This is a genomic window from Streptomyces africanus, from assembly GCF_002150735.1.
Taxonomy (GTDB): domain Bacteria; phylum Actinomycetota; class Actinomycetes; order Streptomycetales; family Streptomycetaceae; genus Streptomyces; species Streptomyces africanus.
In genome coordinates this window covers 1-23,332 of sequence record NZ_MUKA01000213.1, presented here as the reverse complement: position 1 = coordinate 23,332, position 23,332 = coordinate 1, and the positions used below count along the sequence as shown (strand labels likewise).

Sequence of the window (23,332 nt, the reverse complement as noted above, 5' to 3'; positions counted from 1 at the left end):
GGATTCATGTACGGGCCCGGGCCCGCGCCTGCGCGAGCCGGACCAGGTGCTCCTCATAGCCCTTGGTGTAGTACGCCGCCCGGGCCGGGTCCGGCTCGACGACCTCCGTCGGCCGGGTCCACGCCCGCGCGTCCAGCGGCACCCCGTACCGCTCGGCCGCCGCGAGGACCGCGCCCCGGGCACCGACCTCGCCCTCGACGACCCGCAGCGGCCGGCCGAGCACGTCGGCGAGCAGCCGCATCCAGGCGGGGCTGCGGGTGCCGCCGCCGCAGACGGCCAGATTCCCGTCGAGGCCCGCCGCCTCCAGGCAGTGCCGGGCGGCGTACCCGATGCCCTCGCAGGTGGCGCGGACCAGATCGCCCCGGGTCGACTCCAGACAGACACCGGTGAGTTCGGCGCGCAGCCGGGGCTCGACGAAGGGGGCCCGTTCCCCGGAGGGCGCGAAGTACGGCAGCACACGGACGCCGTTCGCGCCCGGCGGCGTCTGCGCCAGCAGGCCGTCCACCTCCTCGTGCCGCACGCCCGTCGTGGACAGCACCCAGTCCAGGGCCGCCGTGCCGACCATCGCGGGCATGGCGCGCAGCCAGTGGCCGGGCCGGTCCGTGGAGATGTACAGGCCCGCGGGCTCGCCGCTCAGGTCCAGTTCGGTCGTGGCGACCAGGCTGGCCAGACAGGTGCCGACGATCAGCAGACCGTCCCCGGGGGCCGTCACCCCGGCGCCCAGCGCGCAGGCGGGCAGATCGTACGGGCCGTTCGCGATCCGGGTGCCGGACGGCAGGCCCTCTCCCCGCGCCTCGGCCGTCGCGACCGGGTCGCTCACCGGGGCGAGCAACCCGCGCCGGTGCGTGAGCCCCAGCAGCTCCACGACCCGGTTGTCGTACGTCCGGGTGCGCGGGTCCAAAAACGGCATCGAGGCGTCCGACACATCCGTCGCCGGGCCCGCCCCCGTCAGCCGCTGGAACACCATGTCCTTGCAGTACAGGGCGGCCTTCGCGGCATCCAGCGCCTTCGGTTCGTTGCTGTCCAGCCAGGCCAGCAGCGGCCCCGGGCAGCCCGGGAACATCGCGCTGCCGGTCCGCCGGAACACTGTCTCGAACGTGCCGTCGGCCAGCCACCGGTCGACCAGTTCGTGCGCCCGCCCGTCCATCCAGGAGGCCGCCGCCCGCACCGGCCGCCCCTCCCCGTCGACCAGCCACACCCCGTCGCCCTGCCCGGTGAGCCCGGCCAGCTCCACCGGCCCCGGGACCCGCCCGGTGACCTCGTCCAGCACCGCGACGACCGCCCCGTACACCTCGTCCATGTCCTGCTCGACGAACCCGCCGTGCAAGGTCAGGTCCACCGGGCGGGAGGACACGGCCAGTTCCCGGCCCGTGTCGTCGAAGGCCGCCGCCTTGACCATGGACGTGCCCACATCGATACCGACGTACATGCGGCTCCCCTCAAGGGTCCTCTCAAGACCTCAGGTCAGGCAGTGCGCGAGCGGCTCGCCGCGCACCCAGCGGCCCACCTCTTCGGCGGCGATCCGCGCCGCCTTCTGCGCCACCGCGCGCGACGCACCACCCAGATGCGGGGTCAGGACGACACGGTCGGCCAGCCCGACAAGCCGCGAATCCGCGGGCAGCGGCTCCCGCTCGTAGGTGTCGAGCGCCGCCGCCGACACCCGCCCGCTCTCCAGCGCGTCGCACAGCGCACCCTCGTCCAGCAGCGGGCCCCGGGCCACGTTCACCACCACCGCGCCGGACGGCAGCAGCCCCAGCTCCCGGGCGCCGATCAGCCCCCGGGTCTCGGGGGTGAGCCGGGCGTGCAGGGTGATCACCTGGGAGCGGCCCAGGAGTTCGTCCAGCGAGGTCACGCGCAGTCCGTGGATCTCGCCGTGCACATACGGGTCGTACACCATCACCCGCGCCCCGAACGCGCACAGCACCCGGGCCACCCGGCTGCCGACGGCCCCGTATCCGACCAGCCCGACGGGCAGGTCCTCCAGCTCCAGACCGCTGCGCTCGTACGTGTAGTACGTCGCGCCCTCCCAGCTGCCCTGCCGGGCCAGCGGGTCGTGGGCCTGGGGGATGCGGCGCAGCGCGGCCAGCATCATGCCGACGGTGAACTCCGCGGTGGCGGCGGCGTTGCGGCCCGGCGCGAAGCACACCCGCACGTCACGCTGCTTGGCCGCGTCCAGGTTGACGTTGACCGGCCCGCCCCGGCAGACCACGACCAGCCTCAGGTCCGGACAGGCGGCGAGCACCCTCTCGGTGACCGGCCCCATCTGCGTGACCAGCACCTGCGCCCCGGCCAGCGCCTCGATCATCTCGTCCTCGGCGTCACTGGCCTCCTGCACCTCGGCGACCGGCCCGAACGGCTCCAGCGGCCAGCCGAGTGTCACTTCCGTCACCCGGGCCCGCTCCACCTCGTGCTCCACCGCCCGTGTGATCAGCGACGGCAGGACGAAGTGGTCACCGGCGGCCAGGACACGTACTGGTTCGGTCATTTGCTGTCCCTTCCAAAGCCTGGCGGCATTTCACAAGATGCCGCGCTACCTTGTGAGTCGTGAAGGCCAAGCATGTGAAGCGGGCATTCAAGTATCGCTTTTATCCGACCGATGCCCAGGCAGCCGAGCTGTCGCGCACGTTCGGGTGCGTGCGCAAGGTCTACAACATGGCGCTGGCGGCCCGTACGGAGGCATGGGCGCTGCGGCGGGAACGTATCAACTACAACACGACATCCGCGATGCTGACTGCGTGGAAGAAGACGGAGGAACTGGCCTATCTCAACGACGTTTCCTCTGTACCGCTTCAACAAGCGTTGCGACATTTGCAGACAGCGTTCACAAACTTCTTCTTGAAGCGGGCAAGGTATCCCCGGTTCAAGTCGCGCAAGAGGTCGCGGAAGTCTGCCGAGTACACCACGAGCGCGTTCCGCTTTCGCCACGGCAAGCTGACGCTGGCCAAGATGGCGGAGCCGCTGGAAATTGTGTGGTCTCGGCCGCTGCCCGAGGGCGCGCAGCCATCGACGGTGACAGTATCTCAGGACGCGGCCGACCGCTGGTTCGTGTCCCTTCTTGTCGAAGATCCCGGAATCAGGCCGCTCCCCGACGCGGAAGCGGCGGTTGGTATCGACGCAGGGCTGAACCACCTGCTGACCCTCTCGACCGGGGAAAAAATCACCAATCCCCGACATGAGCGAAGGGACCGAAAACGCCTCGCGAAATCCCAGAGGGAACTTTCCCGCAAGGCCAGGGGAAACGGTTCCAACCGGGCCAAGGCCCGCAGGAAGGTTGCACGAATCCACGCCCGCATTGCGGACCGTAGACGTGACCACCTGCACAAGATCACTACTCGGCTCGTTCGTGACAACCAAACGATCGTGATCGAGGACTTGAGTGTTCGAAACCTGCTGAAGAACCGCAATATTGCCCGCGCTATCTCCGACGCGGCGTGGAGTGACTTTCGAAGCATGCTGGAATACAAGGCCCAGTGGTATGGCCGCGAAGTGATCGCTGTCGACCGCTGGTTCCCTTCCTCCAAGCTGTGCTCGAACTGCGGAATGCTGCAGGACAGGATGCCGCTTCACATGCGTACCTGGACGTGCGGCGGATGCGGTACCAGCCACGACCGCGACGAGAACGCGGCGAAGAATCTTCTGGCCGCCGGGCTGGCGGTGTCGGCCTGTGGAGCCGGTGTAAGACCTCAACGGAGCACTCCGGGCGGGCAGTCGGCGATGAAGCAGGAAGCCCTACGGGCGTGAGCCGTAGGAATCCCCTCCTGACGGAGAGGATGGAAGTCAACGCAGGGCTTCTCCTGTCTCGGCGTCGAAGACATGGGTGTGCCGGAGGTCGGGGGCGACCCGGACCCGCTCGTCGTGGGCGAGCCGTACCTCGGGGTCGGTGAGGACGACCAGGTGCCGTTCGACCCCGTCGAGGGCGAGGGTCGCCAGGCCCGACTCCAGCAGGGGTTCATGGGCGACGACCCGGGCGGGCAGGCCGTCCTCGGCGGTGAGCCGGACGTCCTCCGGGCGGATCCCGACCACCACCTCCCGCCCCTCCTCCACCGGCACGGGCAGCGCGATCCGCACCGTGTCGGAGAGGCGGGCCCGGCCGTCGCGGTCGGCGATGCCGGGCAGCAGTGTGATCGCGGGCTCCCCGACGAAGTCCGCGACGAACACGTTGGCCGGGCTGTCGTAGATCTCGTAGGGGGTGCCGAGCTGCTGGATGACGCCGTCCTTCATCACGGCGATCCGGTCGGCGAGGGACAGGGCCTCCTCCTGGTCGTGGGTGACCAGGATCGTGGTGTGGCCCAGGTCCTTCTGGATGCGCTTGAGTTCGCGCCGGGTGGTGTCCCGCTGGGCCGCGTCCAGATGGGACAGCGGCTCGTCGAGCAGCAGCACGTCCGGCTCGCGGATCAGGGCCCGGGCCAGCGACACGCGCTGCTTCTGACCGCTGGACAGGCCGGCCGGGCGGGCGTCGAGGAGGTCGGTCAGACCGACCCGCTCGGCGATCTCCTTCACCTTGCGGTCGACGTCCCCGCGGGCGGCTTTGCGCCGGGCCTTCAGCCCGAACGCCAGGTTCTCCGCGACCGACAGCGGCGGATACAGCGCGTAGTTCTCGAACGCGACCCCGATGTTCCGCTGCTGCGCGGGCCGCTCGACCACCGACGCCCCGCCGACGAGGATGTCCCCGCCGGTCACCGACTCCAGCCCGGCGATCATCCGCAGCGTCGTCGACTTGCCGCAGCCCGACGGGCCGAGCAGCCCCAGCAGTTCCCCGGAACGCAGGGCCAGGTCGAGGCCGCGCACGGCGTCCACGCCCGGACGGCCCCGGGCCCGGTAGGTCTTGCGCAGATCACGTAGCTCCAGCTCGGTCATCGCTGCCCTTCGTCGCACAGACCTCGTAACGGACCTTGTGCTCGTCCAGGTCCCGCAGCGCCTCCGCCGACGCCCCGTCGTCCACGAGGAGCGTGTCGAAGCGGGACAGCGGGACGACCCGGTGCAGGGCGACCCGGCCGAGCTTGGTGTGGTCGATCAGCAGGACGTTCCGTGCCGCCGCGTCGAGCATCGCCCGCTTCACGGACACGATGTGCTGCTCCTGGTGGTAGGCGTAGCCCGCGTGCACGGCCGACGTCGACGCGAAGCACACGTCCACCCGCAACTGCTCGACCGCCTCCACGCAGGACACCCCCAGGAACGAGGAGTGCAGCGGGTCGTAGTCGCCGCCGAGCGCCATCAGGTGGATGCCCCGCTGGTCGGCCAGCAGGTTGATCGCCTCCAGGAAGTTGGTGACGACCGTCAGCGGTGTCACCTCGCCCGTGCGCAGCCGCCGGGCTATCTCCAGGGTGGACGTGGAGTCGTCCAGCAGGATCGCCATGCCGGGCTCCACCATGCGCAGCGCGTGCTCGGCCACGGCGGCCTTCTCGGCCCGCATGGTCTTCAGCCGGTACTGCACGTTCGACTCGAAGACCCCCGACGGCTGCGCGGTCACCCCGCCCCGGAACTTCCGTACGATGCCCTGCCGTTCGAGCTCGTCGAGGTCCCGGTGGATGGTCATCAGGCTCACCCCGAACCGCTCGGCGAGCTCCGCCGCCGTCGCCGATCCGTCGGCCAGCACCCGCTCGGCCATGGCGGCCTGCCGCGCCGCCGGCCCCTGCTGTCCACCACTGCTGCTGCTCATCGCTGTGTCTCTATCCGTCGTCCCGGTCGCTCCGGCCGGTCGGCCTCGAACAGCAGCAGGTTCTCAGGCCGGACCGCGAGCCGTACCGGATCGTCCGGACGAAGGCGTGCCGCGTCCGCCCGGGGGGCCACCAGCGACACCCGCTGCTCCCCGGTCCCGAGCCGGACGGTGACCTCGACGGACCGGCCGAGCACCTCGGTGACGTACACCGTCCCGGACACCTCGTGGCCCTCGCCGTGCAGGGCGATGTCCCGGGGGCGGATGCCGACGAGGACCTCGGTGCCCGCCGGGGCCTGCGCCCGGACCGGCAGCTCCACCCCGCCGTCCGACCGCACCCCCCTCTCCGTCACGACCCCGGGCAGCAGATTGATCCGGGGCCGCCCGAAGGCCCGCGCGACCTCCGTGTCGTACGGCCGGTACCAGATCTCCTCCCGCGTGCCCGTCTGCACGATCCGCCCCTGCCGGATCACCCCGATCCGGTCCCCGAGCGCCAGCGCCTCGACCGAGTCGTGGGTGACGTACAGGGTGGTGGTGTGCTGCACGGCCCCGATCGCCTTCAGTTCGGCCCGCATCTGCTGGCGGAGCTTGGCGTCGAGGTGGGAGAGCGGCTCGTCGAGGAGGAAGGCCCGGGCGGGGCGGACCAGCACCCGGCCGAGGGCGACGCGCTGCCGCTGCCCGTTGGACAGCCGGCCCACGGGCCGGTCCAGCAGCCCCGATATCCCCAGCAGTTCGGCGATCGCGCCGATCCGCTGCCGGGCCTCGGCGGCGGGCAGCCGGTGCCGGGGCGAGCGCAGCGGCGAGGCGAGGTTGTCGTAGGCCGAGCGGTGCGGGTAGAGGGCGTAGCTCTCGAAGCACATCGCCACACCCCGGTCGTAGGGCTCCACACCCCGCATGTCCTTGCCGTCGAGCGCGACCGTGCCGGAGTCGGGCTGTTCGAGTCCGGCGACGGTCTTCAGCGTCGTGGTCTTGCCCGCGCCCGAGGGGCCGAGCAGGCAGAAGAACTCGCCCTCGCGGACCTCCAGTTCGAGCTCGTCGAGCGCGACGGTCTTCCCGTACGCCTTCCGTATCCCGCTCAGCCGGATCATGACTTCACCGCCCCGAACGACAGTCCCCGCACCAGATACCGCTGGATCGTCAGTGCCAGCAGCAGCGGCGGTACGACGGACACCAGCGCGGCGGCGGCCGTCAGGTTGTACTTGGGCCGGTCGCCGCCGAGGAAGGACAGCGCGCCCACGGTCACCGTCTGGGCCTCGTTGGAGGTGAGGATCAGCGGGAAGACGAAGTTGTTCCAGGCGAAGATGAACGCCAGCAGGGACACGGCCGCGATGCCCGGCTTGACCAGCGGCAGGGCCACCTTGAAGAAGGCCTGCTTGCGGGTGTAGCCGTCGAGCAGGGCCGCCTGTTCCAGCTCGGGCGTGAGGTCGGCGAAGTACGACCGCATGATCCACACGATCAGCGGCAGGGTGACCAGTTGCAGCACCCACACCATGCCGACGTACGTGTCGAACAGCCCGAGCTTCTGGTACAGCACGAACAGCGGGATGATCACGGTCAGTTCGGGCGCGAAGCGGAACGACAGCAGCGTGAACATCAGGTTCTCCGAGCCCTTGAACCGCCACCGCGCCGAGGCGTACGCCGCCGGCAGCCCGACGACCAGCGACAGCACGACCGCCCCCACCGACACCACCAGGCTGTTGACGAAGAACCGCACGAACGGGATGCCCTCGCTGTCGCCGAGGACCGTCCGGTAGCCGTCGAGGGTCGGGGAGAAGGAGAAGTACGTGCTGAAGAGCTGGTCGGCGGGTTTCAGGGAGAGGATCACCATCCAGGCGATCGGGAACAGCGCGAAGACGAAGTAGAGGACGAGAGCGGCGTCCGCGAGCCACCCCAGCAGGCGTTTCCTCATGTGGTGACCTCCGCGGCCTTCCGCTGGATCTTCCCCAGGTGCTTCACCAGCACCATCGCGGCCAGATACACCACGGCCCACAGCACGATCGTGTAGCTGATCCCGAAGGAGTAGCGCTGGAAGCGGATGGCCTCCAGATACGCCCGGATCTGGAGGACGACGGTCGAGTCACCGGGCCCGCCCTCCGTCAGGGCGTAGATGATGTCGAACACCTTCAGCGAGTCCATGAACCGGAAGATCACCGCCACCAGCACGTACGGCCACAGCATCGGCAGCGTCAGCCGCCGGAACGTGTACCACCACCCCGCGCCGTCCACGGCCGCCGCCTCGAACGGGGAGGTGGGCAGCGACCGCAGACCGGCGAGGGCGAGGATCGCCACGAACGGCGTGTAGACCCACACGTCCACGGCGATCGACGACAGCAGGGCGCCCGTCGGGGTGTCCGTCCACTGCACCCCGCCCAGACCGAAGGGGCGCAGCAGGTGGTTGACGACCCCCACGGACGGCTGGAGCATCAGCTTCCAGATGATCGCCGCGATGACCGGGGCGATCATCAGCGGCAGGATCAGGATCTTCTCCAGCACCCGGCCCACCAGGGTCGAGCGGTGCAGCAGCAGGGCGACGGCCACCCCGAGCAGGGTCTCGGCGAGGGCCGCCCCGACCGCGTACAGCACCGTCACCCACGCCGAGTTCCAGAACGCCTCCTGGGTGAAGACGGTGGTGTAGTTCTCGAACCGCACCATGTCCGGCTGCGGTTTGCTCGCCGAGAAGTCGAACAGCGTGTAGTACAGGCCGAGCCCGAACGGGTAGAGGATCCCGCAGGTCAGCAGCAGCGCGGGCACGATCAGGAGGTACGGACGCAGCGCGAGCCGCATGGCTAACGCACCTTGTCGGCGAGGTCGTCCGCCAGCCCGTCCAGGACGGACTGCGCGTCCTTGCCGCCGTAGATCTCCTGGAGGGCGGCGGCCCAGCTGGTCGTCGCGTCGAAGAACTGCGCCTGCGGGGTGAACTGGATCCTCGTCTGGTCGACGACCGTCTCGAAGGTCTCCAGGAAGCCCGGCAGATGCCGCATCTTGTCCTTGTACGCGGCGTCGCCGGCCACCGACTTGCGCACCGGGTCGATGTGGTTGTGCGTGATCGCGCTCTTGCGCAGGTGCTCCTTGCCGGTCGCCCACTGCAGGAACAGCCAACTGGCGCTCTTCTTCCTGCTCTTGGCGTTCATGCCGAGCGACCAGATCCACATGTTGGTGGCCAGGGACCCGTCGGGCCCCTTCGGGCCGGGGTGGAAGGCGATCTTCCCGGAGGCCGGGCTGGCGCCCTTCACCGCCTGGAAGTAGGCGGCCGTGTCGGCGTCGAACAGCATCCCGGCCTTCTTCGCGCCGAGGTCGCTGGAGCACTGGTACCAGGTGTACGACGTCCAGGACGGCGGCCCGCCCCGCTTGACCATGTCGGCCCAGTCCTCGGTGAAGGCGACGGCGTCGGAGCTGTTCATGACGGGGGTGAGCTTCCCGCCGTCGACCCTGAAGTCCGTCAGCCCGTTGCGGGCGTACATTGTCATGAAGCCGGGATGGATGGTGGCCCAGCTCCTGGACCCGCGTACGGCGATCCCGTACATCCCGTCGAAGCCCGCGCCCGGTGCCCTCTGCTTGATGCCGTCGGCGAGTTCGGTCAGCTCCTCGAAGGTCTCGGCCGGCTTCAGGCCCAGCTTCTTGAAGACCTCCGTGTTGTAGGCGACGACGTTCGTCTCCCAGCCCCACGGCAGCGCGTACTGCCCGCCTTGCCCCAGCGGCGCGCCCGCCTTCAGCGACCACTGGTCGGCCTGGAGCAGGTTCGGGAAGAAGTCCGCCTGGTCCCACTCGGCACCCGTCGCGGAGGAGTTGCGCATCCAGGGCCCGAGGTCCTCCAGCCAGCCCGGCGGACCGTACTGCCACACCATGTACGCGCCGAGCATGAAGACGTCGTAGGAGGCACGCCCGCTGGACAGGTCCACGGTGAGCTTGTCGAAGTAGTTGTCCTCCGGGAAGACGTCGTACTCGACCTTGATGCCGGTCTTCGCGGTGAAGGACTTCAGGTCGGCGATCAGCGCGTCCGTGTACGGGTGCTTGTTGAGCAGGGCCTTGACGGTGGTGCCCTTCTCCCGTTTCCAGTCGAAGGAGCCGGTGACGTCGTCCGCGGCGGAACCGTCGCTCTTGCTGTCGTCCCCGCCGAAGCCGGCGCCGCAGGCCGTGAGCAGCGGGGCCGCGGCAGCCCCGGCGGCGAGCGCGAGGAAGCGCCGCCGGTCGTGCACGTGCGTGTCCATCCGTACCTCCACGTGGGGGCTGGTTAACACGTCGAGTCGACTCGCTAACAGAGGGTGGAACGGCTGAAGTTGGGCGTCAATCCCTCGCGCACGGGAAAATATCGGGGCACAGTGAGAAGTTCACAGATCCGGCTGCGACATCGTGGGAGGTTCCGGATGGCGGACGAGGGTGCGGGCTGGCTGGGCATCGACCTGGGCACACAGAGCGTCCGCGTGCTGCTCGTCACCGCCTCCGGCCGGGTCCTCGGCAGCGGCTCGGCCCCGCTGACCGGCCGGCGGGACGGGGTGCGGCACGAGCAGGACCCGGAGCAGTGGTGGTCGGCGCTGTGCACGGCGTCCCGGGCGGCGCTCGGCTCCGCGCCCGGCGTGCCGGTCGGCGGCCTCGCGGTGTGCGGCACGTCCGGCACGGTCCTGCTGACGGACGGCTCCGGCCGCCCGGTGAGCCCCGCGCTGATGTACGACGACGGCCGCGCGACGGCGGAGGCCGGGCGGGCCCGCAGGGCGGGGCTCGCGGTCCAGGACACCTGGGCGCTTCCGAAGGCGTTGTGGCTGCTGGGGGAGTACGGCGGCGGGGCGGGTGCCGGCCGGGCGGCCGGGGCCGGCGGGCGGACACCCGCCCCGCGGCTCCGCCTCGCCCACCAGCCCGACCTGGTCATCGCCCGCCTCACCGGCGAACCGCCCCCGGCGGACTCCAGCCACGCCCTCAAGACCGGCTACGACCTGCACGCGGAGGCCTGGCCGGAGGCCGCTCTGGCCCAACTCGGTCTCCCCGAGATCCTGTTGCCCGACGTCGTACGACCGGGCACCCGCCTCGGCGAGGTCCGCCCGGACGCCGCCGACGCCACCGGCATCCCCGCCGGCACCCCGGTGCTCGCCGGGATGACGGACGGCTGCGCGGCCCAGATCGCCTCGGGCGCGCTGCGCCCCGGCTCCTGGAACTCGGTGCTCGGCACGACCCTCGTGCTGAAGGGAGCGGCCCGGGACCCGGTCCGGGATCCCGCCGGCGTGGTCTACAACCACCGCGCCCCCGACGGCACCTGGCTGCCCGGCGGGGCGTCCAGCGTCGGCGCCGGAGTGCTCGCGGCGCACTTCCCGGACGCCGATCCCGCCGCGATGGACGCACGGGCGGCGGCGTTCGAGCCGTCCCGGGCGGTCGCCTACCCGCTGGTCTCGCCGGGGGAGCGGTTCCCGTTCCGGGCGCCGGACGCGACCGCCCTGGTCCTGGGCGAACCCGAGGGCGACGCCGGCCTGTGGGCCGCGCTGCTCCAGGGCGTCGGCTTCGCGGAACGCCTGTGCCTGGACTATCTGCACCACCTCGGCGCCCCGCTCGACGGCCCGCTCACCTTCACCGGCGGCGGCGCGCGCAGCCGCTACTGGAACCAGCTCCGCGCCGACATCCTGGCCCGCCCGGCCCGCGTCCCCGAGCAGACCGAACCGGCCCTGGGCATGGCCGCGCTGGCCGCGTACGGGGCGTCGGGGGCGGGCGCGCTCGCGGACGTCACCGAGCGCATGGTCCGCGTCCGGACCGTCCTGGAACCCCGCCCCGACCGCACGGCGGCCCTCGCCGAGCCGTACGCCCGCCTCGTCCACGCGCTGCGGGAGCGAGGCTGGCTGCCCGCCCCCGTAGCGGAACACGCCCTGACCCGTCTGCACCTGGACACTGGGGAGTCATGACCACCACGCTCCTGCTGGCCCGCCACGGACAGACCGTCTGGCACGCCGAGAACCGGTACGCCGGCGTCAGCGACATCGGCCTCACCGACACCGGCCGCGCCCAGGCCGAGGCCCTCGGCCGCTGGGCCGCCGCCCACCCCGTCGACGCGATCTGGACGTCCCCGCTCTCCCGGGCCGTCGCCACCGCCGAGCCCGCCTGCCGTGCCCTGGGTCTCGTCCCGCGGCGCGAACCCGGCCTCGCCGAATGCGACTTCGGAGTCGTGGAGGGCCGTACGCTCGCCGAGTTCGAGGCCGAGAACCCCGACCGGGCCGCGGCCTTCCGCGCCGATCCCGTCGCCCACCCCTTCCCCGGCGCCGAGGACCCCGCGGCGGCAGCGGCCCGCGGCGCCGCCGCCCTGCGCCGCATCGCCGACGCCCACCCCGGCGGACGCGTCCTCGTCGTCGCCCACAACACCCTGCTGCGCCTGGTCCTGTGCACCCTGCTGTCGATCCCGGCCGGGGAGTACCGCCGGGTGCTCCCGCGCCTGCGGAACGCGGCGCTCAGCGAACTGCGCATGAACCCCGACGGTTCCGCCGCACTCCTCTCCCTCAACGTGCCGTGCGAGTCCTAGAGGGAGCGCGGAAAACCCCCGCGAGTCACGTCCTCGCGGGGGCTTCCTTCTCTCCGCCTGCCGTCGTGAAGGGTGAGAAGACGATCACGAGGCAGGACGACTCGACGGCACGCCGCCGTCAGGGCGTCAGCAGCAGCACGTCCGCGCGGGACTTGGCGGCCTCGTAACGCCGCGCGACGTCCTGCCAGTTGACGACCTGCCACATCGCCTCGATGAAGTCGACCTTCTGGTTCCGGTACTGCAGGTAGAAGGCGTGCTCCCAGGCGTCGAAGACGAGGATCGGGGTCGAGCCCTGGCCGACGTTGCCCTGGTGGTCGTAGACCTGCTCCACGATCAGCCGCCCGCTCAGCGGCTCGTAGGCCAGCACGCCCCAGCCCGAGCCCTGGGTGGTCGCCGACGCCTTGGACAACTGCGCCTTGAACTTCGCGAACGACCCGAACGACTCGGCGATCGCGTCCGCGAGCTCGCCCACGCCGTCCTGCGCCAGCGGCTCACCGCCGCCGTCCTTCGGGCCGGTCATGTTCTGCCAGTAGATGCTGTGCAGGATGTGCCCGGACAGATGGAAGGCCAGGTTCTTCTCCAGCCCGTTGACGGCTCCCCACGTCTCCTCGTCCCGCGCCTGAGCGAGCTGCTCCAGCGTGTCGTTGGCGCCTTTCACATAGGCCGCGTGGTGCTTGTCGTGGTGCAGCTCGATGATCTCGGGGCTGATCACGGGGGCGAGCGCGGAGTAGTCGTACGGGAGCTCGGGCAGCGTGTAGACGGGCATGACGGGGAACCCTCCGAACCTCTTATTGCAACAGGCTTGCAACTGCACGCTAGCAGCAAGAGAGGGGGACGGGTGCCCAGGGCACACAAAAAGGCCCCCGCGTGTGTCGCGGGGGCCCGGGTGCCGGGTTCCCTACTGCCGGGCGCGCGCCTTCTGCCAGCCGTACCCGACCGCCGCCAGGACCAGAACCATCCCGCCCGTCGAGTACAACTGCACGCGCGTGTCGGGCTGGCGGGCCATCAGGACGAAGACGGCGGCCATGCCGGCCAGCGCGACCCACGTCAGCCACGGGAACGCCCACATCCGCACGACCAGCTTCTCCGGAGCCTCCCGCTCCAGACGTCGCCGCAGCCGCAGTTGCGAGACCGCGATGAAGATCCAGACGACCAGGATCACCGCGCCGATCATGTTCAGCAGCCAGGAGAAGACGTCGTTCGGCCGCCAGTAGCTCAGCAGCACGCACACGAAACCGAAGACGGAGGACGCGAGAACGGCGATCCGCGGGACCCCGCCCGAGACCCGGCCCAGCACCTTCGGGCCCTGGCCGCGCCCCACCAGCGAGTAGGCGATGCGCGAGGCGCCGTAGATGTTGGCGTTCATGGCGGACAGCAGGGCCACCAGCACGACGACGTTCATCAGCTGGCCGGCGCCCGGGATGCCGAGCTCGTCGAGAGCGGCCACGTACGGGCCCTTCTCGACGACCTCCTTGGAGTCCCACGGCACCAGCGTGACGATGACGGCCATCGAGCCGACGTAGAACAGCGCGATCCGCCACATCGCGGTCCGGACCGCGCTCGCCACGCCCTTGACGGGGTTCTCCGACTCGGCCGCCGCGATGGTGACCGTCTCCAGCCCGCCGTAGGCGAAGACCGAGGCGAGCAGGCCGATGACCAGGCCCTCGCCGCCGTTCGGCAGGAAGTCGGACAGATGGCTCGTGCCCGGCGAGTCCGTGCCCGGCAGGATCCCGAGGATCGCCAGGACGCCGAGCACCAGGAACAGGGTGATCGCGCCGACTTTCAGGGCCGCGAACCAGAACTCGAACTCGCCGAAGTTCTTCACGGCCGCGAGGTTCGTGCCGCAGAACACGACCATGAACAGCGCCACCCACGCCCACTCCGGCGTGCCCGGCAGCCAGCCGCTCACGATCTCCGCGGCACCGATGCCCTCCAGACCGACGGCCGTGCACAGCAGCACCCAGAACGCCCATCCGGCGGTGAATCCGGCCCAGGGGCCGATCGCCCGCTCCGCGTGCGCCGAGAACGAACCCGACGACGGATACGCGGCCGACATCTCGCCGAGCATCCGCATCACCAGCATCACGAGGAGGCCGGAGAGGGCGTAGGCGACCACGATCGACGGACCGGCGGCGGCGATGCCCGCGCCGGAACCGACGAACAGTCCGGCGCCGATCACCCCGCCGAGGGCGATCATCGACAGGTGGCGCTGCTTCAGGCCGTGGGAGAGGGAGACGTCGTCCCTGCGGGGCGTCTCCGTGGTGGTGCTGCTGGGCATGGGCGCGGCTCGTCCAATGCGTGAGAGGCGTGCGAGGGCAAAAACGCCGCCAGTCTCGGATGCCTCCCCGGGAAACGGAGAGGCATCCCACGATCCGGACGGCCGCGTCGCTCTTCGTGACTACGCGGCGACCGGCGTGTAGTGCGAGGCGTCGCCCTCGATGACGTAGCTCTCCTTACCCTCGATCCCCACGGGGATGTCTCCCGCGACCGTGACCCGGTGCAGACGGCGCGGCAGACCGTCGTAGTTGTCGACGGCGTAGTGCTGGGTGATGCGGTTGTCGAACACGACGAGCTGGTTCGGCGACCAGCGGTGCCGCAGGACGTTCTCCGGCCGCACGACGTACGCCTGGAGCAGGTCGAGGATCTTGCGGGACTCGCCCGGCGACAGGCCCACGATCCGCTGCGCGAAGCCGCCGATGAACAGCCCGCGCTCGCCGGTCAGCGGATGGACGCGGACCACCGGGTGGACCGTGCGGTACTTGATCGACGTGAACTGGGCGCGCCGGGCGGCCTGCACGTCGTCGACGTCCTCGTCGGGGACGGCGTAGTCGTAGTCGTTGGTGTGCTCGGCCCACAGCGTGTCGGCGAGGTTGCGCAGCGACTCCGGCAGGTTCCGGTAGGCGGCGGCCGAGCTGGCGATCAGCGTCTCGCCGCCGTACGGCGGGACCGTGATGCTGCGCAGGCTGGTGGCCTGCGGCGGGTTGAGGACGAAGGTGACGTCGGTGTGCCAGTGGTTGGCGGCCCGGCCGCCCTCGCTGTCGACGGGCAGGACGTTCGGGGCGCCGTCGACGGAGGACACCGTCGGATGGGCGGCGGTGATCTCGCCGAAGTGACGGGCGAAAGCCTGCTGGCCCGCGTCGTCCAGCCCCTCCGCGTCGAAGACGAGGGCCTTGTGGGCGTTGAGCGCCTCACGCAGAGTGCCGTACGTCTCCTCGTCGAGGGGCCGGGTGATGTCGACGCCTTCGATGCGGGCGCCGATGTTCGCGGTGACCTTGTGGATCTCGATGCTCATGGCGAAGTTCCCTTCCGGTGGGTCAGACGAGTGCCGGTGCGAGGACGTGCTGGTTGGCGGGGCGGGGGAGGCCGTACCGCTCCCGCAGGGTCCGGCGTGAGCCGCCGTACTCGGTGCGGAGCAGGCCCCGGGCGCGCAGGATGGGGACGACGTGCTCGACGAAGGCCTCCAGGCCGGACGGCAGGACCGCGGGCATGATGTTGAAGCCGTCGGCGGCGCCCGAGGCGAACCACAGCCCGATCGTGTCGGCGACCTGCTCGGGCGTCCCGGCGAAGGTGAGGTGCCCGCGCCCGCCGCCGAGCCGCCCGATCAGCTGCCGCACGGTGAGCCGCTCGCGCCGGGCCAGCTCGACGACGAGCGTGTAGCGGCTCTTGGCGCCCTCGATGGCGCTCTCCGGCGGCAGGTCGGCGGGGAGCGGGCCGTCCAGATCGAGGGTGCCCGGCGTCAGGTGCAGCAGCCGCTCCAGACGGTCCACTCCGTGCGTGTGCACGATGTGGTCCTCCAGGACCCGCTCGTGCGCCCGCGCCTCGGCCTCCGTCGAACCGATCACCGGCACGATGCCCGGCAGCACCTTGATGTGGTCGGCGTCCCGCCCGGCCGCGACCGTCCGGGACTTGAGGTCGGCGTAGAAGGCCCGCGCGTCCTCGACGGTCTGCTGGGCGGTGAACACGGCTTCCGCGTACCGCGCGGCGAACCGCTTGCCGTCCTCGGAGGAGCCGGCCTGCACGAGCAGCGGGTAACCCTGGGGCGTCCGGGGCACGTTGAGCGCACCCTCGACGCTGAAGTACCGGCCCTGGTGCCGGGGCGGGTGGATCTTCGCGTCGTCGCCCCACACGCCCGCCGCCTTGTCGGCGACGATCGTGTCGTCCTCCCAGCTGTCCCACAGCTTCAGCGCCACGTCGAGGAACTCGGCGGCCCGCGCGTACCGCTCGGCGTGCGCCGGCTCGGCGTCCAGACCGAAGTTGCGGGCGGCCTCGGCACCGGCGGTGGTGACGATGTTCCAGCCCGCCCGGCCGCCGCTGATGTGGTCCAGGGTGGCGAACTTGCGGGCCAGGTTGTACGGCGAGTTGTACGAGGTGGAGGCCGTGGCGATCAGGCCGATGTGCTCGGTGGCCGTGGCCAGGGCGGTCAGCAGGGTGATCGGCTCCAGCGCCCCCGCGGGCCGCTGGGCCACACTGCCCCACAGCTGCGGGCCGTCGGCGAGGAACAGCGAGTCGAAGGTGCCGCGCTCGGCGATCCGGGCGAGCCGCACGTAGTGCGCCAGGTCCACATGCGCGTACGGGTCGCTCTCCGGCAGCCGCCACGACGCCTCGTGGTGGCCGGTGGTCATCAGGAACGCGTTGAGGTGCAGCTGTCTGCGGGTCATCGATGGTCCTCCGTGACACCGAGCGCGGCCAGCAGCCGCTCCCGGTACTCGCCGAGCAGGGGGTCGCGGTACGACCGCGGGTGCGCGCGGTCGATGGTGAGGTCGAGGCCGATCCGGCCCTTCTCGAGGACGAGCACCCGGTCGGCGAGCACGATCGCCTCGTCCACGTCATGGGTGACCAGCAGCACGGAGGGGCGGTGCCGCTCCCACAGCTCCCGGAGCAGGCCGTGCATCCGGATCCGGGTGAGCGCGTCGAGCGCCCCGAACGGCTCGTCGGCCAGCAGCAGTTCCGGTTCGCGGACGAGCGAGCGGGCCAGTGCGGCACGCTGCGCCTCCCCGCCGGACAGCTCGCCCGGCCAGGCCCGCTCGCGGCCCTTCAGCCCCACCTCCTCCAGCGCCTCACGGCCGCGCCGCTCGGCGTCCTTGCCGTCGAGTCCGAGCAGGACGTTGGCGAGCACCCGCCGCCAGGGCAGCAGCCGGGAGTCCTGGAAGACCACCGACACCCGCTCGGGGGCGGTGAGCTGCCCGCTGCCGGTCACGCCGTGGTCGAGTCCGGCGATCGCCCGCAGCAGCGTGCTCTTGCCGGAGCCGCTGTGCCCGAGGAGGGCGGTGAGCTGCCCGGCGGGCAGATCGAGGTCGATGCCGTCGAGGACCGTGCGGCCGTCGAACGACCGGGTCAGGCCCCGCAGTTGGACGGCGGGCTGGGTCAGCTGCTCAGTGTGCGGCGCCATGACAGCACCCTCCGTTCGACGATGCGGACCGTGCTGTCGGAGATGAGGCCGAAGATGCCGTAGACGACCAGGCCGACCAGGATGACGTCCGTCTGGCCGTAGTTCTGCGCCTGGAACATCATGTAGCCGAGGCCGCTGGTGGCGTTGATCTGCTCCAGCACCACCAGGCCCAGCCACGAGCCGGTCACGCCGAGCCGCAGCCCGACGAAGAAGCCGGGCAGCGCGCCGGGGATGACGACCTGCCGGATGAACCGGTACTTCGACAGGCCCTGGACCTCGGCCAGTTCGACGAACCGGCTGTCGATCCCGGACAGCGCGGCATGCGTGTTGAGGTAGACCGGGACGTAGACGACGATCGCGATGATGGCGATCTTGAAGGTCTCGCCGATGCCCAGCCAGAGGATGAACAGCGGGATCAGACCCAGGGTGGGGATCGCCCGGTTGAGGTTGACCGTGCCGTCGATCAGTGCCTCGCCGGTCCGGGTGAGCCCGGACGCCAGCGCGAGCAGGATGCCCACGGTCAGGCCGATGGCGAAGCCGGCGGCCGCGCGCTGCAGCGAGGTCAGGATGTCGTCCGGCAGCGTGCCCGCGCTCCACAGGCGGCTGCCCGTCTCCAGCACCGTCCAGGGCGCCGGGATCGCGCCCGTGTCGAGCAGTCCGGCCGCGGAGGCGACGACCCACAGGGCGAGGACGACGGCGGGCCCGATGAGGCGGGTGGCGGGCAGCCGCCTGCCGGGGGCCAGCCGCCGGCGCCTGCGCACCTGGCGGGTGTCCTCCTCGGCGGCGGCGCCGGCGAGCGGTGCGGCGGTGGTCGTGGTCGTAGTCGCGGTCGTGTGCGTGGTCGTGGTCACGGTGGTCACCTCCGGTACTCCGCGGGTACGGCCTTGGCCGCGATGGACTCGAACCGGTGATCGAAGAGCTCGGAGACGTCGAACTTCTTCACGAAGCCGCCCTCCGCGAGCAGATCGGCGGTCTCCTGCTCCCACGCGATCGCCTCGTCCCAGCGCGGCGGGAACAGCGGCTTGTTGGCCAGCGCGGTGACCGCCTTCGCCTGAGCCAGGGTCAGGTTCTGCGTCCCGACGTAGAACTGCTCGTTCCACTCCTCGGGGTGCTCGTACGTCCACACCTGGCCCTTCGCCCAGTACGGGATGTACGCGGCGATCGCGGCGGCCTTCGCGGAGTCGTTCAGCACCGAGACCGGCGCCCACAGCAGGTTGAGCAGGTCCACCACGTCCGTGGTGATGGTCCGGGCGGACTTGTACTTCGCCAGGTACGCCGGCGCCTGCGTGTTGCCGAGCGGGGCGATGTCCACCTGCCCGGACTGCAGGGCGGTGAGGAACTGGTTGCTGGTCAGCGGCACCAGCTCCACGTCGTCGTACGCCAGCCCGGCCTTCTTCAGCGCCCGCAGCAGCACGACCCCCTGCGCCTGCCCCTGGGAGAAGGCCAGCCGCTTGCCCTTGAAGTCGCCGACCTCGCGAATGTCGCTGCCGGGCTTCGTGGCGAACAGGTAATTCGGCTTGCGGGTGATGTTGATCGCGACGATCTTTGCGTCAAAGCCCTGGTAGTGCGCCTGGATCGGCGGAATGCCCGCGTTGTTGGCGACCTCCAGCGACTTCGCGCGGAAAGCGTTGATGACATCGGGGCCCGCGCCGATGTTCAGCCAGTGGGACACCTTGAACGGCAGGTCGCGGAACCCGGCCAGCTTGAACTGGAGTTGCTGCGCGTTCTGGTACGAGGCGATCTGCAGACTCGTACCCGCGGGAACCTTGGAGGCCAGAGGGGCGTCGGACGCCGTCTCGGCCGCGGCGCTGTTGTCCGCGCAGCCGCTCAGTCCGGCCGCCGCGGCCGTCACGCCGAGCAGTGAGGTCAGGAACAGTCGCCGGTCGACACCGGGAACGGGGGACGAAGGCATGGGAGTACTCCCTGGGGATGGAAGACGGCACAGCACGCGGAATTCCGGGCAGGAAAGGCCGGGCAGGGGAATTCACGTGAATTTCACACGGGAAGGAGAAGGCGCTCCGTGAACGGGCGCCGGGGGCGCGTCAACGGGTCAGCAACAGAGAGTGCGACAGCTCGTGAGCGGGCTCATGAACAGGATGTTCCCGGCCCTGCGCGACTCCTGTCAACATTCCGAGTTTCTGAATTAAATGACCTCAGGTGACATGCCCAGCGGATCCCGGTAGAGGACGTCGAGCGCCACCGCACCACCCGCCACGGCCAGGACGGAATCCGGAAAACTGATCGGTGACACGGTCGCGGCGCGATCGGCTTCGACCTCTTCCCGCAACGCGGTCAGACAGTCCTCCCGGTGCATGATGCCGATCTCCGTCACGACCACCCGCTCCGGGTTGAGCACATCGAGCAGCAGCCGCACCGCACGCCCGACCCTCCGCGACCGCTCCAGCAGCAGCCGTACGGCCACCGGGTCACCGGCCGCGGCGGCGCCGACCACGTGCATCGGGTTCACCCCGTCGACGATCCCCGCCTCGCGGGCCCGCCGGCACAGCGTCCGCTCGCTCAACTCCGCCTGGATGCAGCCGACACGACCGCAGTCACAGGGCTCCGTGCCGCCCGGCACGGGCAGATGGGCGATGGCCCCGGCCTGGGAGCGCGGCCCGTGGTGCACCTCGTCGTGGGTGGCGAACGCCGCGTCGACCACGTTGCCCGCGAACAGGTGCAGCACGCTGCGGCTGCCCCGTGCCCCGCCGAACAGGCGCTCCGCGTTGACCAGCGCCCGCGCGTGCCCGTCCACATGAACCGGCAGCCCGGTGTGCACGCCGAGCACCTCCCGCACCGGCACCTCGCGCCAGCCCAGCAGCGGATGCTCGACGACGGTGCCCGAGTCCCGGTCCACCCAGCCGCCCGCGGCGAACCCGACGCCCAGGGACCTGCGGCCGGGAGTCCCGGCGAGCAGTGCCGCCAGCCCGTCGGCGGCCCGCGCCAACGCCACCGCGGGCTCGGTGCGTTCGTGCTTCATCTCCCGCCGGGCCACCACCCGCCCGCGCAGATCCAGCAGCGCGACGGTGATGTGCGGCACCGCCACGTGCACGGAGCCGACCACGAACCGGGTCTCGTCCAGGTCGACCGGCAGATGCGGTCGCCCCACGCCCCTGGAGCGCCGGAGCTCGGCGGACTCGCGGATGAGCCCCGACTCGGCGAACCGGGCACAGTAGTCGGTCACCGACGCCGGCGACAGGCCGGTCAGCCGGGCGATGGTGCTGCGCGCGACCGGCCCGTGCTCCAGCACGGCCCGCAGGACGACACTGGCGCTGGTACGGCGCCGGTCGCTGTCGGCGACACGGGGGATGGGAGACGTCAGAAGGGGAGCCGCGGCACGGGGCATGGGAATCTTCCTGGAGGCCGGTCCGACACTGCGCCGTCTCGTGCGGCGAGCCGGATCCCTCCGCCCCGCCTCACACCGGGCGGCGACAGGTGGCCGTGCCCTGGCGTCGCAGGTCGACGTAGCGACGCGACGAGAAGTACCGGGCCTGGGCAACCATGTCCGCGACGCTAGCAAAGCGGCCCGGGGCTGCCCAGACGGTGACCGACGGGCGAGACGGCGGACCCGGCGCCGTTGGGGGAAACCTACAGACGCCCTTCGACCGGTATCGGTGTCGCGCACCACCTCATCACCGTGACCGGCGTCACCTCGTATCCGGTGTAGGCCGCACCCTTTGTCTGGAGCCAACCAACCGCGTGTTGGCGCCTTTGTCGACCGCAGACGGTGATCGCGGTACGGACGCTGGGATAGCGTCACGGTGTCCCGACCGGCCCTCACTCCCGCGGAGTCCCCCATGAGCACCGCTGCCGCCACACCCGCCCGCACCGGGCAGGTCCTCGCCGACCTGCTGCCCGTCTCCCGAGTCCGGGACGCGGCCCTCGTGCTCGGCGGAGCCGCGCTCACCGGCCTCGCCGCCCAGATCTCCGTGCCCGTGCCCGGCTCCCCGGTGCCGGTGACCGGCCAGACCTTCGCCGCCCTGCTCGTCGGCACCGCCCTCGGCGCCGGCCGCGGCTTCCTCGCGCTGGCGCTGTACGCCGTGGCGGGCCTCGCCGGTGTGCCGTGGTTCGCGAGCGGCACCTCCGGCGTCGCCCCCTCCTTCGGCTACATCCTCGGCATGATCCTCGCCGTCACGGTGGTGGGCGCCCTGGCCCGCCGCGGCGCCGACCGCTCGATGCTGCGCATGGCGGGCACGATGCTGGTGGGCGAGGCGATCATCTACGCCGTCGGCGTGCCCTACCTGGCCCTCGCCACCGGCATGTCCGCGACCGCCGCGATCGCGGCCGGCCTCACGCCGTTCCTGATCGGCGACGCGCTGAAGGCGGCGCTGGCGATGGGGGCGCTGCCGACGGCATGGAAGTTCGCGAACAAGCGCTGAACCCGTAGGCGTTGCCAAGAGGCCCGCCGGGGGCGTCACGCCCCCGGCGGGCCTCTTGGTGCAAACACGGTCGGCAGGGGCCGAATCAGCCCTCCTGAGCCCCTGGCCGCCGCCGCTGCGCCCACCACATCCCGGCCGCGCCCGCCGCGAGCAACGACGCACCGGCCGCGCCCAACGGCAGCAGATCACGGGCCGGACCCGTCTTCGGCAGCTCCTTGCGGCCCGGGCCCGCCGGCTCGTTGTCGGTGCCGAGCAGCAGCGGCGTGGCCGGGGCGTCGGGCGACGGGTTGCTCGTGCCGAACGGCACCGGGCCCTGCTGCCAGAACGTCTTCTTCCCGTCGCCCGTCTGCACGGGCAGACAGATCTTCCCGGTCTTGCCGAGGTCGAACGTCGCGTCGACGGCGTACGACTTCGACTTACCGGCCGCGAGATTGTCGATCGGGCATGCGAATCCGCTGTTCGAACCCTCCGGAAGTCCGTTTTCGGGTATCGTCGAACATCCCTCGACGCCCTTGACGGCAAGTCCGTCGAATCCGACGACCAACAGCCTGATCTTCCCGCTGTCCTTGCTCCCCTCGTTCTTCACCGTGGCGGTCATCGCCGTCTTTTCCGAACCGTTGTCGACCGAGATTTTTCCGGGCAGCGAAGTGGTGAGCTTCACCCCGGCCGGTGTCTCGTCGACCACCTTCCCCCCTTTGCTGCTCGGCGGTCCGTCGTCCTCCGCGCCGGCCGTGCCGGAAAGGATCATCACCGCCGAGAAAGATGCCATGACCAGCGATCCCCCGATCGCCGCCGTATGACGAGAACTCATGTTGGGCCCCCCTGCCTCCCCCTGGGCTGCGCCTGAATTCGCAGCACTGAAAGAGGTACCACAAGATTTCGCCGCACTATCCTGGTACGGCACGAAGTGTGACCGTTGTGTTTCACTGGAATCGGTCGCGGCGTCGCGGAGGGGGTGCAGCGGATTGCCGGGGAATGCGAACATCGGCGGTGTTCCAGGGATATTGGTGACGGGGCGCTATCGGCTGGTCGAAAGTATCGGCCAGGGGGGAATGGGGCGGGTGTGGCGAGCCGCCGACGAAATACTCGACCGGCAGGTCGCCGTCAAGGAAATGCGTATCGACGGCCTCGACGCGGAGGACAGCAGGACGCGCCGCGAACGCACACTGCGCGAGGCCAGGGCCACGGCCCGGATCGACCACCCCAACGTCGTACGGGTCTACGACGTGGTCGACGAAGGCGAACGCCTGTGGATCGTCATGGAGTTGGTCGCGGGCCGCTCCCTCGAACGGATCCTCGCGGAGACCGGCCCACTGGGCCCCCGCGACACGGCCTGGATCGGACTCGCCCTCGTCGCGGCGCTCCGGCAGGTCCACGCACGGGGAGTACTGCACCGGGACATCAAGCCGGGCAACGTG

22 protein-coding genes are annotated in these 23,332 nt (G+C 70.8%); 5 read left to right on the top strand and 17 right to left on the bottom strand.

The window, feature by feature from the left end; genetic code table 11:
* Positions 1-4: 4 nt before the first annotated feature.
* Together CCL05_RS25005 and CCL05_RS25000 are read right to left on the bottom strand one after the other, a co-directional pair.
* Positions 5-1,429: an FGGY-family carbohydrate kinase gene (locus tag CCL05_RS25005; RefSeq protein ID WP_086562738.1), complete on the bottom strand. Its 1,425-nt coding sequence runs from the start codon at positions 1,427-1,429 to the stop codon at positions 5-7.
* Between the two features lie 30 nt (positions 1,430-1,459).
* Positions 1,460-2,485 (bottom strand): 2-hydroxyacid dehydrogenase, encoded by a 1,026-nt coding sequence (locus tag CCL05_RS25000; RefSeq protein ID WP_086562737.1) that lies wholly within the window; start codon positions 2,483-2,485, stop codon positions 1,460-1,462.
* Between the two features lie 59 nt (positions 2,486-2,544).
* On the opposite strand from CCL05_RS25000, the gene CCL05_RS24995 reads away from it, so the two are divergent.
* A complete protein-coding gene (locus CCL05_RS24995) occupies positions 2,545-3,741 on the top strand; it encodes an RNA-guided endonuclease InsQ/TnpB family protein (protein WP_086562736.1) in 1,197 nt (398 codons plus the stop codon).
* A gap of 36 nt (positions 3,742-3,777) precedes the next feature.
* Here the strand turns inward: CCL05_RS24995 and CCL05_RS24990 are convergent, their stop codons facing one another.
* The 6 genes from CCL05_RS24990 to CCL05_RS24965 are packed head-to-tail and all read right to left on the bottom strand — an operon-like array spanning position 3,778 to position 9,864.
* Complete coding sequence (locus CCL05_RS24990; protein ID WP_086562735.1) at positions 3,778-4,857, bottom strand: ABC transporter ATP-binding protein; 1,080 nt, start codon at positions 4,855-4,857, stop codon at positions 3,778-3,780.
* A complete protein-coding gene (locus CCL05_RS24985) occupies positions 4,835-5,659 on the bottom strand; it encodes a DeoR/GlpR family DNA-binding transcription regulator (RefSeq protein WP_086562734.1) in 825 nt (274 codons plus the stop codon). Before CCL05_RS24985 ends, CCL05_RS24990 begins: the two co-directional genes overlap by 23 nt.
* A complete protein-coding gene (locus tag CCL05_RS24980) occupies positions 5,656-6,744 on the bottom strand; it encodes an ABC transporter ATP-binding protein (RefSeq protein WP_086562733.1) in 1,089 nt (362 codons plus the stop codon). Before CCL05_RS24980 ends, CCL05_RS24985 begins: the two co-directional genes overlap by 4 nt.
* Complete coding sequence (locus CCL05_RS24975) at positions 6,741-7,565, bottom strand: carbohydrate ABC transporter permease (RefSeq protein ID WP_086562732.1); 825 nt, start codon at positions 7,563-7,565, stop codon at positions 6,741-6,743. Before CCL05_RS24975 ends, CCL05_RS24980 begins: the two co-directional genes overlap by 4 nt.
* The gene (locus CCL05_RS24970; RefSeq protein ID WP_086562731.1) at positions 7,562-8,440 is read right to left on the bottom strand and encodes a carbohydrate ABC transporter permease; all 879 of its coding nucleotides are present in this window, start codon (positions 8,438-8,440) and stop codon (positions 7,562-7,564) included. The genes CCL05_RS24975 and CCL05_RS24970 overlap by 4 nt, the downstream gene beginning before the upstream one ends.
* Before the next feature lie 2 nt (positions 8,441-8,442).
* Positions 8,443-9,864 carry an ABC transporter substrate-binding protein gene (locus CCL05_RS24965; protein WP_086562730.1) on the bottom strand — a complete coding sequence of 474 codons (1,422 nt, stop codon included), beginning with the start codon at positions 9,862-9,864 and terminating at the stop codon, positions 8,443-8,445.
* A 156-nt stretch (positions 9,865-10,020) separates the two neighbouring features.
* On the opposite strand from CCL05_RS24965, the gene CCL05_RS24960 reads away from it, so the two are divergent.
* Both CCL05_RS24960 and CCL05_RS24955 read left to right on the top strand, forming a co-directional pair.
* Positions 10,021-11,538 (top strand): FGGY-family carbohydrate kinase, encoded by a 1,518-nt coding sequence (locus CCL05_RS24960; protein ID WP_086562729.1) that lies wholly within the window; start codon positions 10,021-10,023, stop codon positions 11,536-11,538.
* Positions 11,535-12,149 (top strand): histidine phosphatase family protein, encoded by a 615-nt coding sequence (locus tag CCL05_RS24955; protein WP_086562728.1) that lies wholly within the window; start codon positions 11,535-11,537, stop codon positions 12,147-12,149. Before CCL05_RS24960 ends, CCL05_RS24955 begins: the two co-directional genes overlap by 4 nt.
* A gap of 118 nt (positions 12,150-12,267) precedes the next feature.
* On the opposite strand, the gene CCL05_RS24950 is transcribed toward CCL05_RS24955, so the two are convergent.
* From CCL05_RS24950 to CCL05_RS24915, 8 genes are all read right to left on the bottom strand, one after another.
* Positions 12,268-12,915, bottom strand: a complete 648-nt coding sequence (locus tag CCL05_RS24950) for a superoxide dismutase (protein WP_086562727.1) — start codon at positions 12,913-12,915, stop codon at positions 12,268-12,270.
* A 132-nt stretch (positions 12,916-13,047) separates the two neighbouring features.
* Entirely contained in the window at positions 13,048-14,427 is a 1,380-nt protein-coding gene (locus CCL05_RS24945; protein WP_086562726.1) for an amino acid permease, read from the bottom strand.
* A gap of 120 nt (positions 14,428-14,547) precedes the next feature.
* Positions 14,548-15,441: a TauD/TfdA dioxygenase family protein gene (locus CCL05_RS24940; protein WP_086562725.1), complete on the bottom strand. Its 894-nt coding sequence runs from the start codon at positions 15,439-15,441 to the stop codon at positions 14,548-14,550.
* Positions 15,442-15,463: 22 nt separating this feature from the next.
* Complete coding sequence (locus CCL05_RS24935; RefSeq protein ID WP_086562724.1) at positions 15,464-16,807, bottom strand: LLM class flavin-dependent oxidoreductase; 1,344 nt, start codon at positions 16,805-16,807, stop codon at positions 15,464-15,466.
* Positions 16,804-17,538 (bottom strand): ABC transporter ATP-binding protein, encoded by a 735-nt coding sequence (locus tag CCL05_RS24930; RefSeq protein WP_086562723.1) that lies wholly within the window; start codon positions 17,536-17,538, stop codon positions 16,804-16,806. The genes CCL05_RS24935 and CCL05_RS24930 overlap by 4 nt, the downstream gene beginning before the upstream one ends.
* Positions 17,514-18,398, bottom strand: a complete 885-nt coding sequence (locus CCL05_RS24925; protein WP_086562722.1) for an ABC transporter permease — start codon at positions 18,396-18,398, stop codon at positions 17,514-17,516. The genes CCL05_RS24930 and CCL05_RS24925 overlap by 25 nt, the downstream gene beginning before the upstream one ends.
* Complete coding sequence (locus tag CCL05_RS24920) at positions 18,395-19,450, bottom strand: ABC transporter substrate-binding protein (RefSeq protein WP_086562721.1); 1,056 nt, start codon at positions 19,448-19,450, stop codon at positions 18,395-18,397. Before CCL05_RS24920 ends, CCL05_RS24925 begins: the two co-directional genes overlap by 4 nt.
* 231 nt (positions 19,451-19,681) lie before the next feature.
* Positions 19,682-20,881 carry an ROK family protein gene (locus CCL05_RS24915; protein WP_086562720.1) on the bottom strand — a complete coding sequence of 400 codons (1,200 nt, stop codon included), beginning with the start codon at positions 20,879-20,881 and terminating at the stop codon, positions 19,682-19,684.
* A gap of 451 nt (positions 20,882-21,332) precedes the next feature.
* On the opposite strand from CCL05_RS24915, the gene CCL05_RS24910 reads away from it, so the two are divergent.
* Entirely contained in the window at positions 21,333-21,914 is a 582-nt protein-coding gene (locus tag CCL05_RS24910) for a biotin transporter BioY (protein WP_086562719.1), read from the top strand.
* 85 nt (positions 21,915-21,999) lie between these two features.
* On the opposite strand, the gene CCL05_RS24905 is transcribed toward CCL05_RS24910, so the two are convergent.
* Positions 22,000-22,725: an LPXTG cell wall anchor domain-containing protein gene (locus CCL05_RS24905; RefSeq protein WP_086562718.1), complete on the bottom strand. Its 726-nt coding sequence runs from the start codon at positions 22,723-22,725 to the stop codon at positions 22,000-22,002.
* A 196-nt stretch (positions 22,726-22,921) separates the two neighbouring features.
* Between CCL05_RS24905 and CCL05_RS24900 the strand changes: the two genes are divergently transcribed.
* A partial coding sequence (locus CCL05_RS24900) for a serine/threonine-protein kinase (protein ID WP_143589942.1) occupies positions 22,922-23,332 on the top strand: 411 nt, incomplete at its 3' end.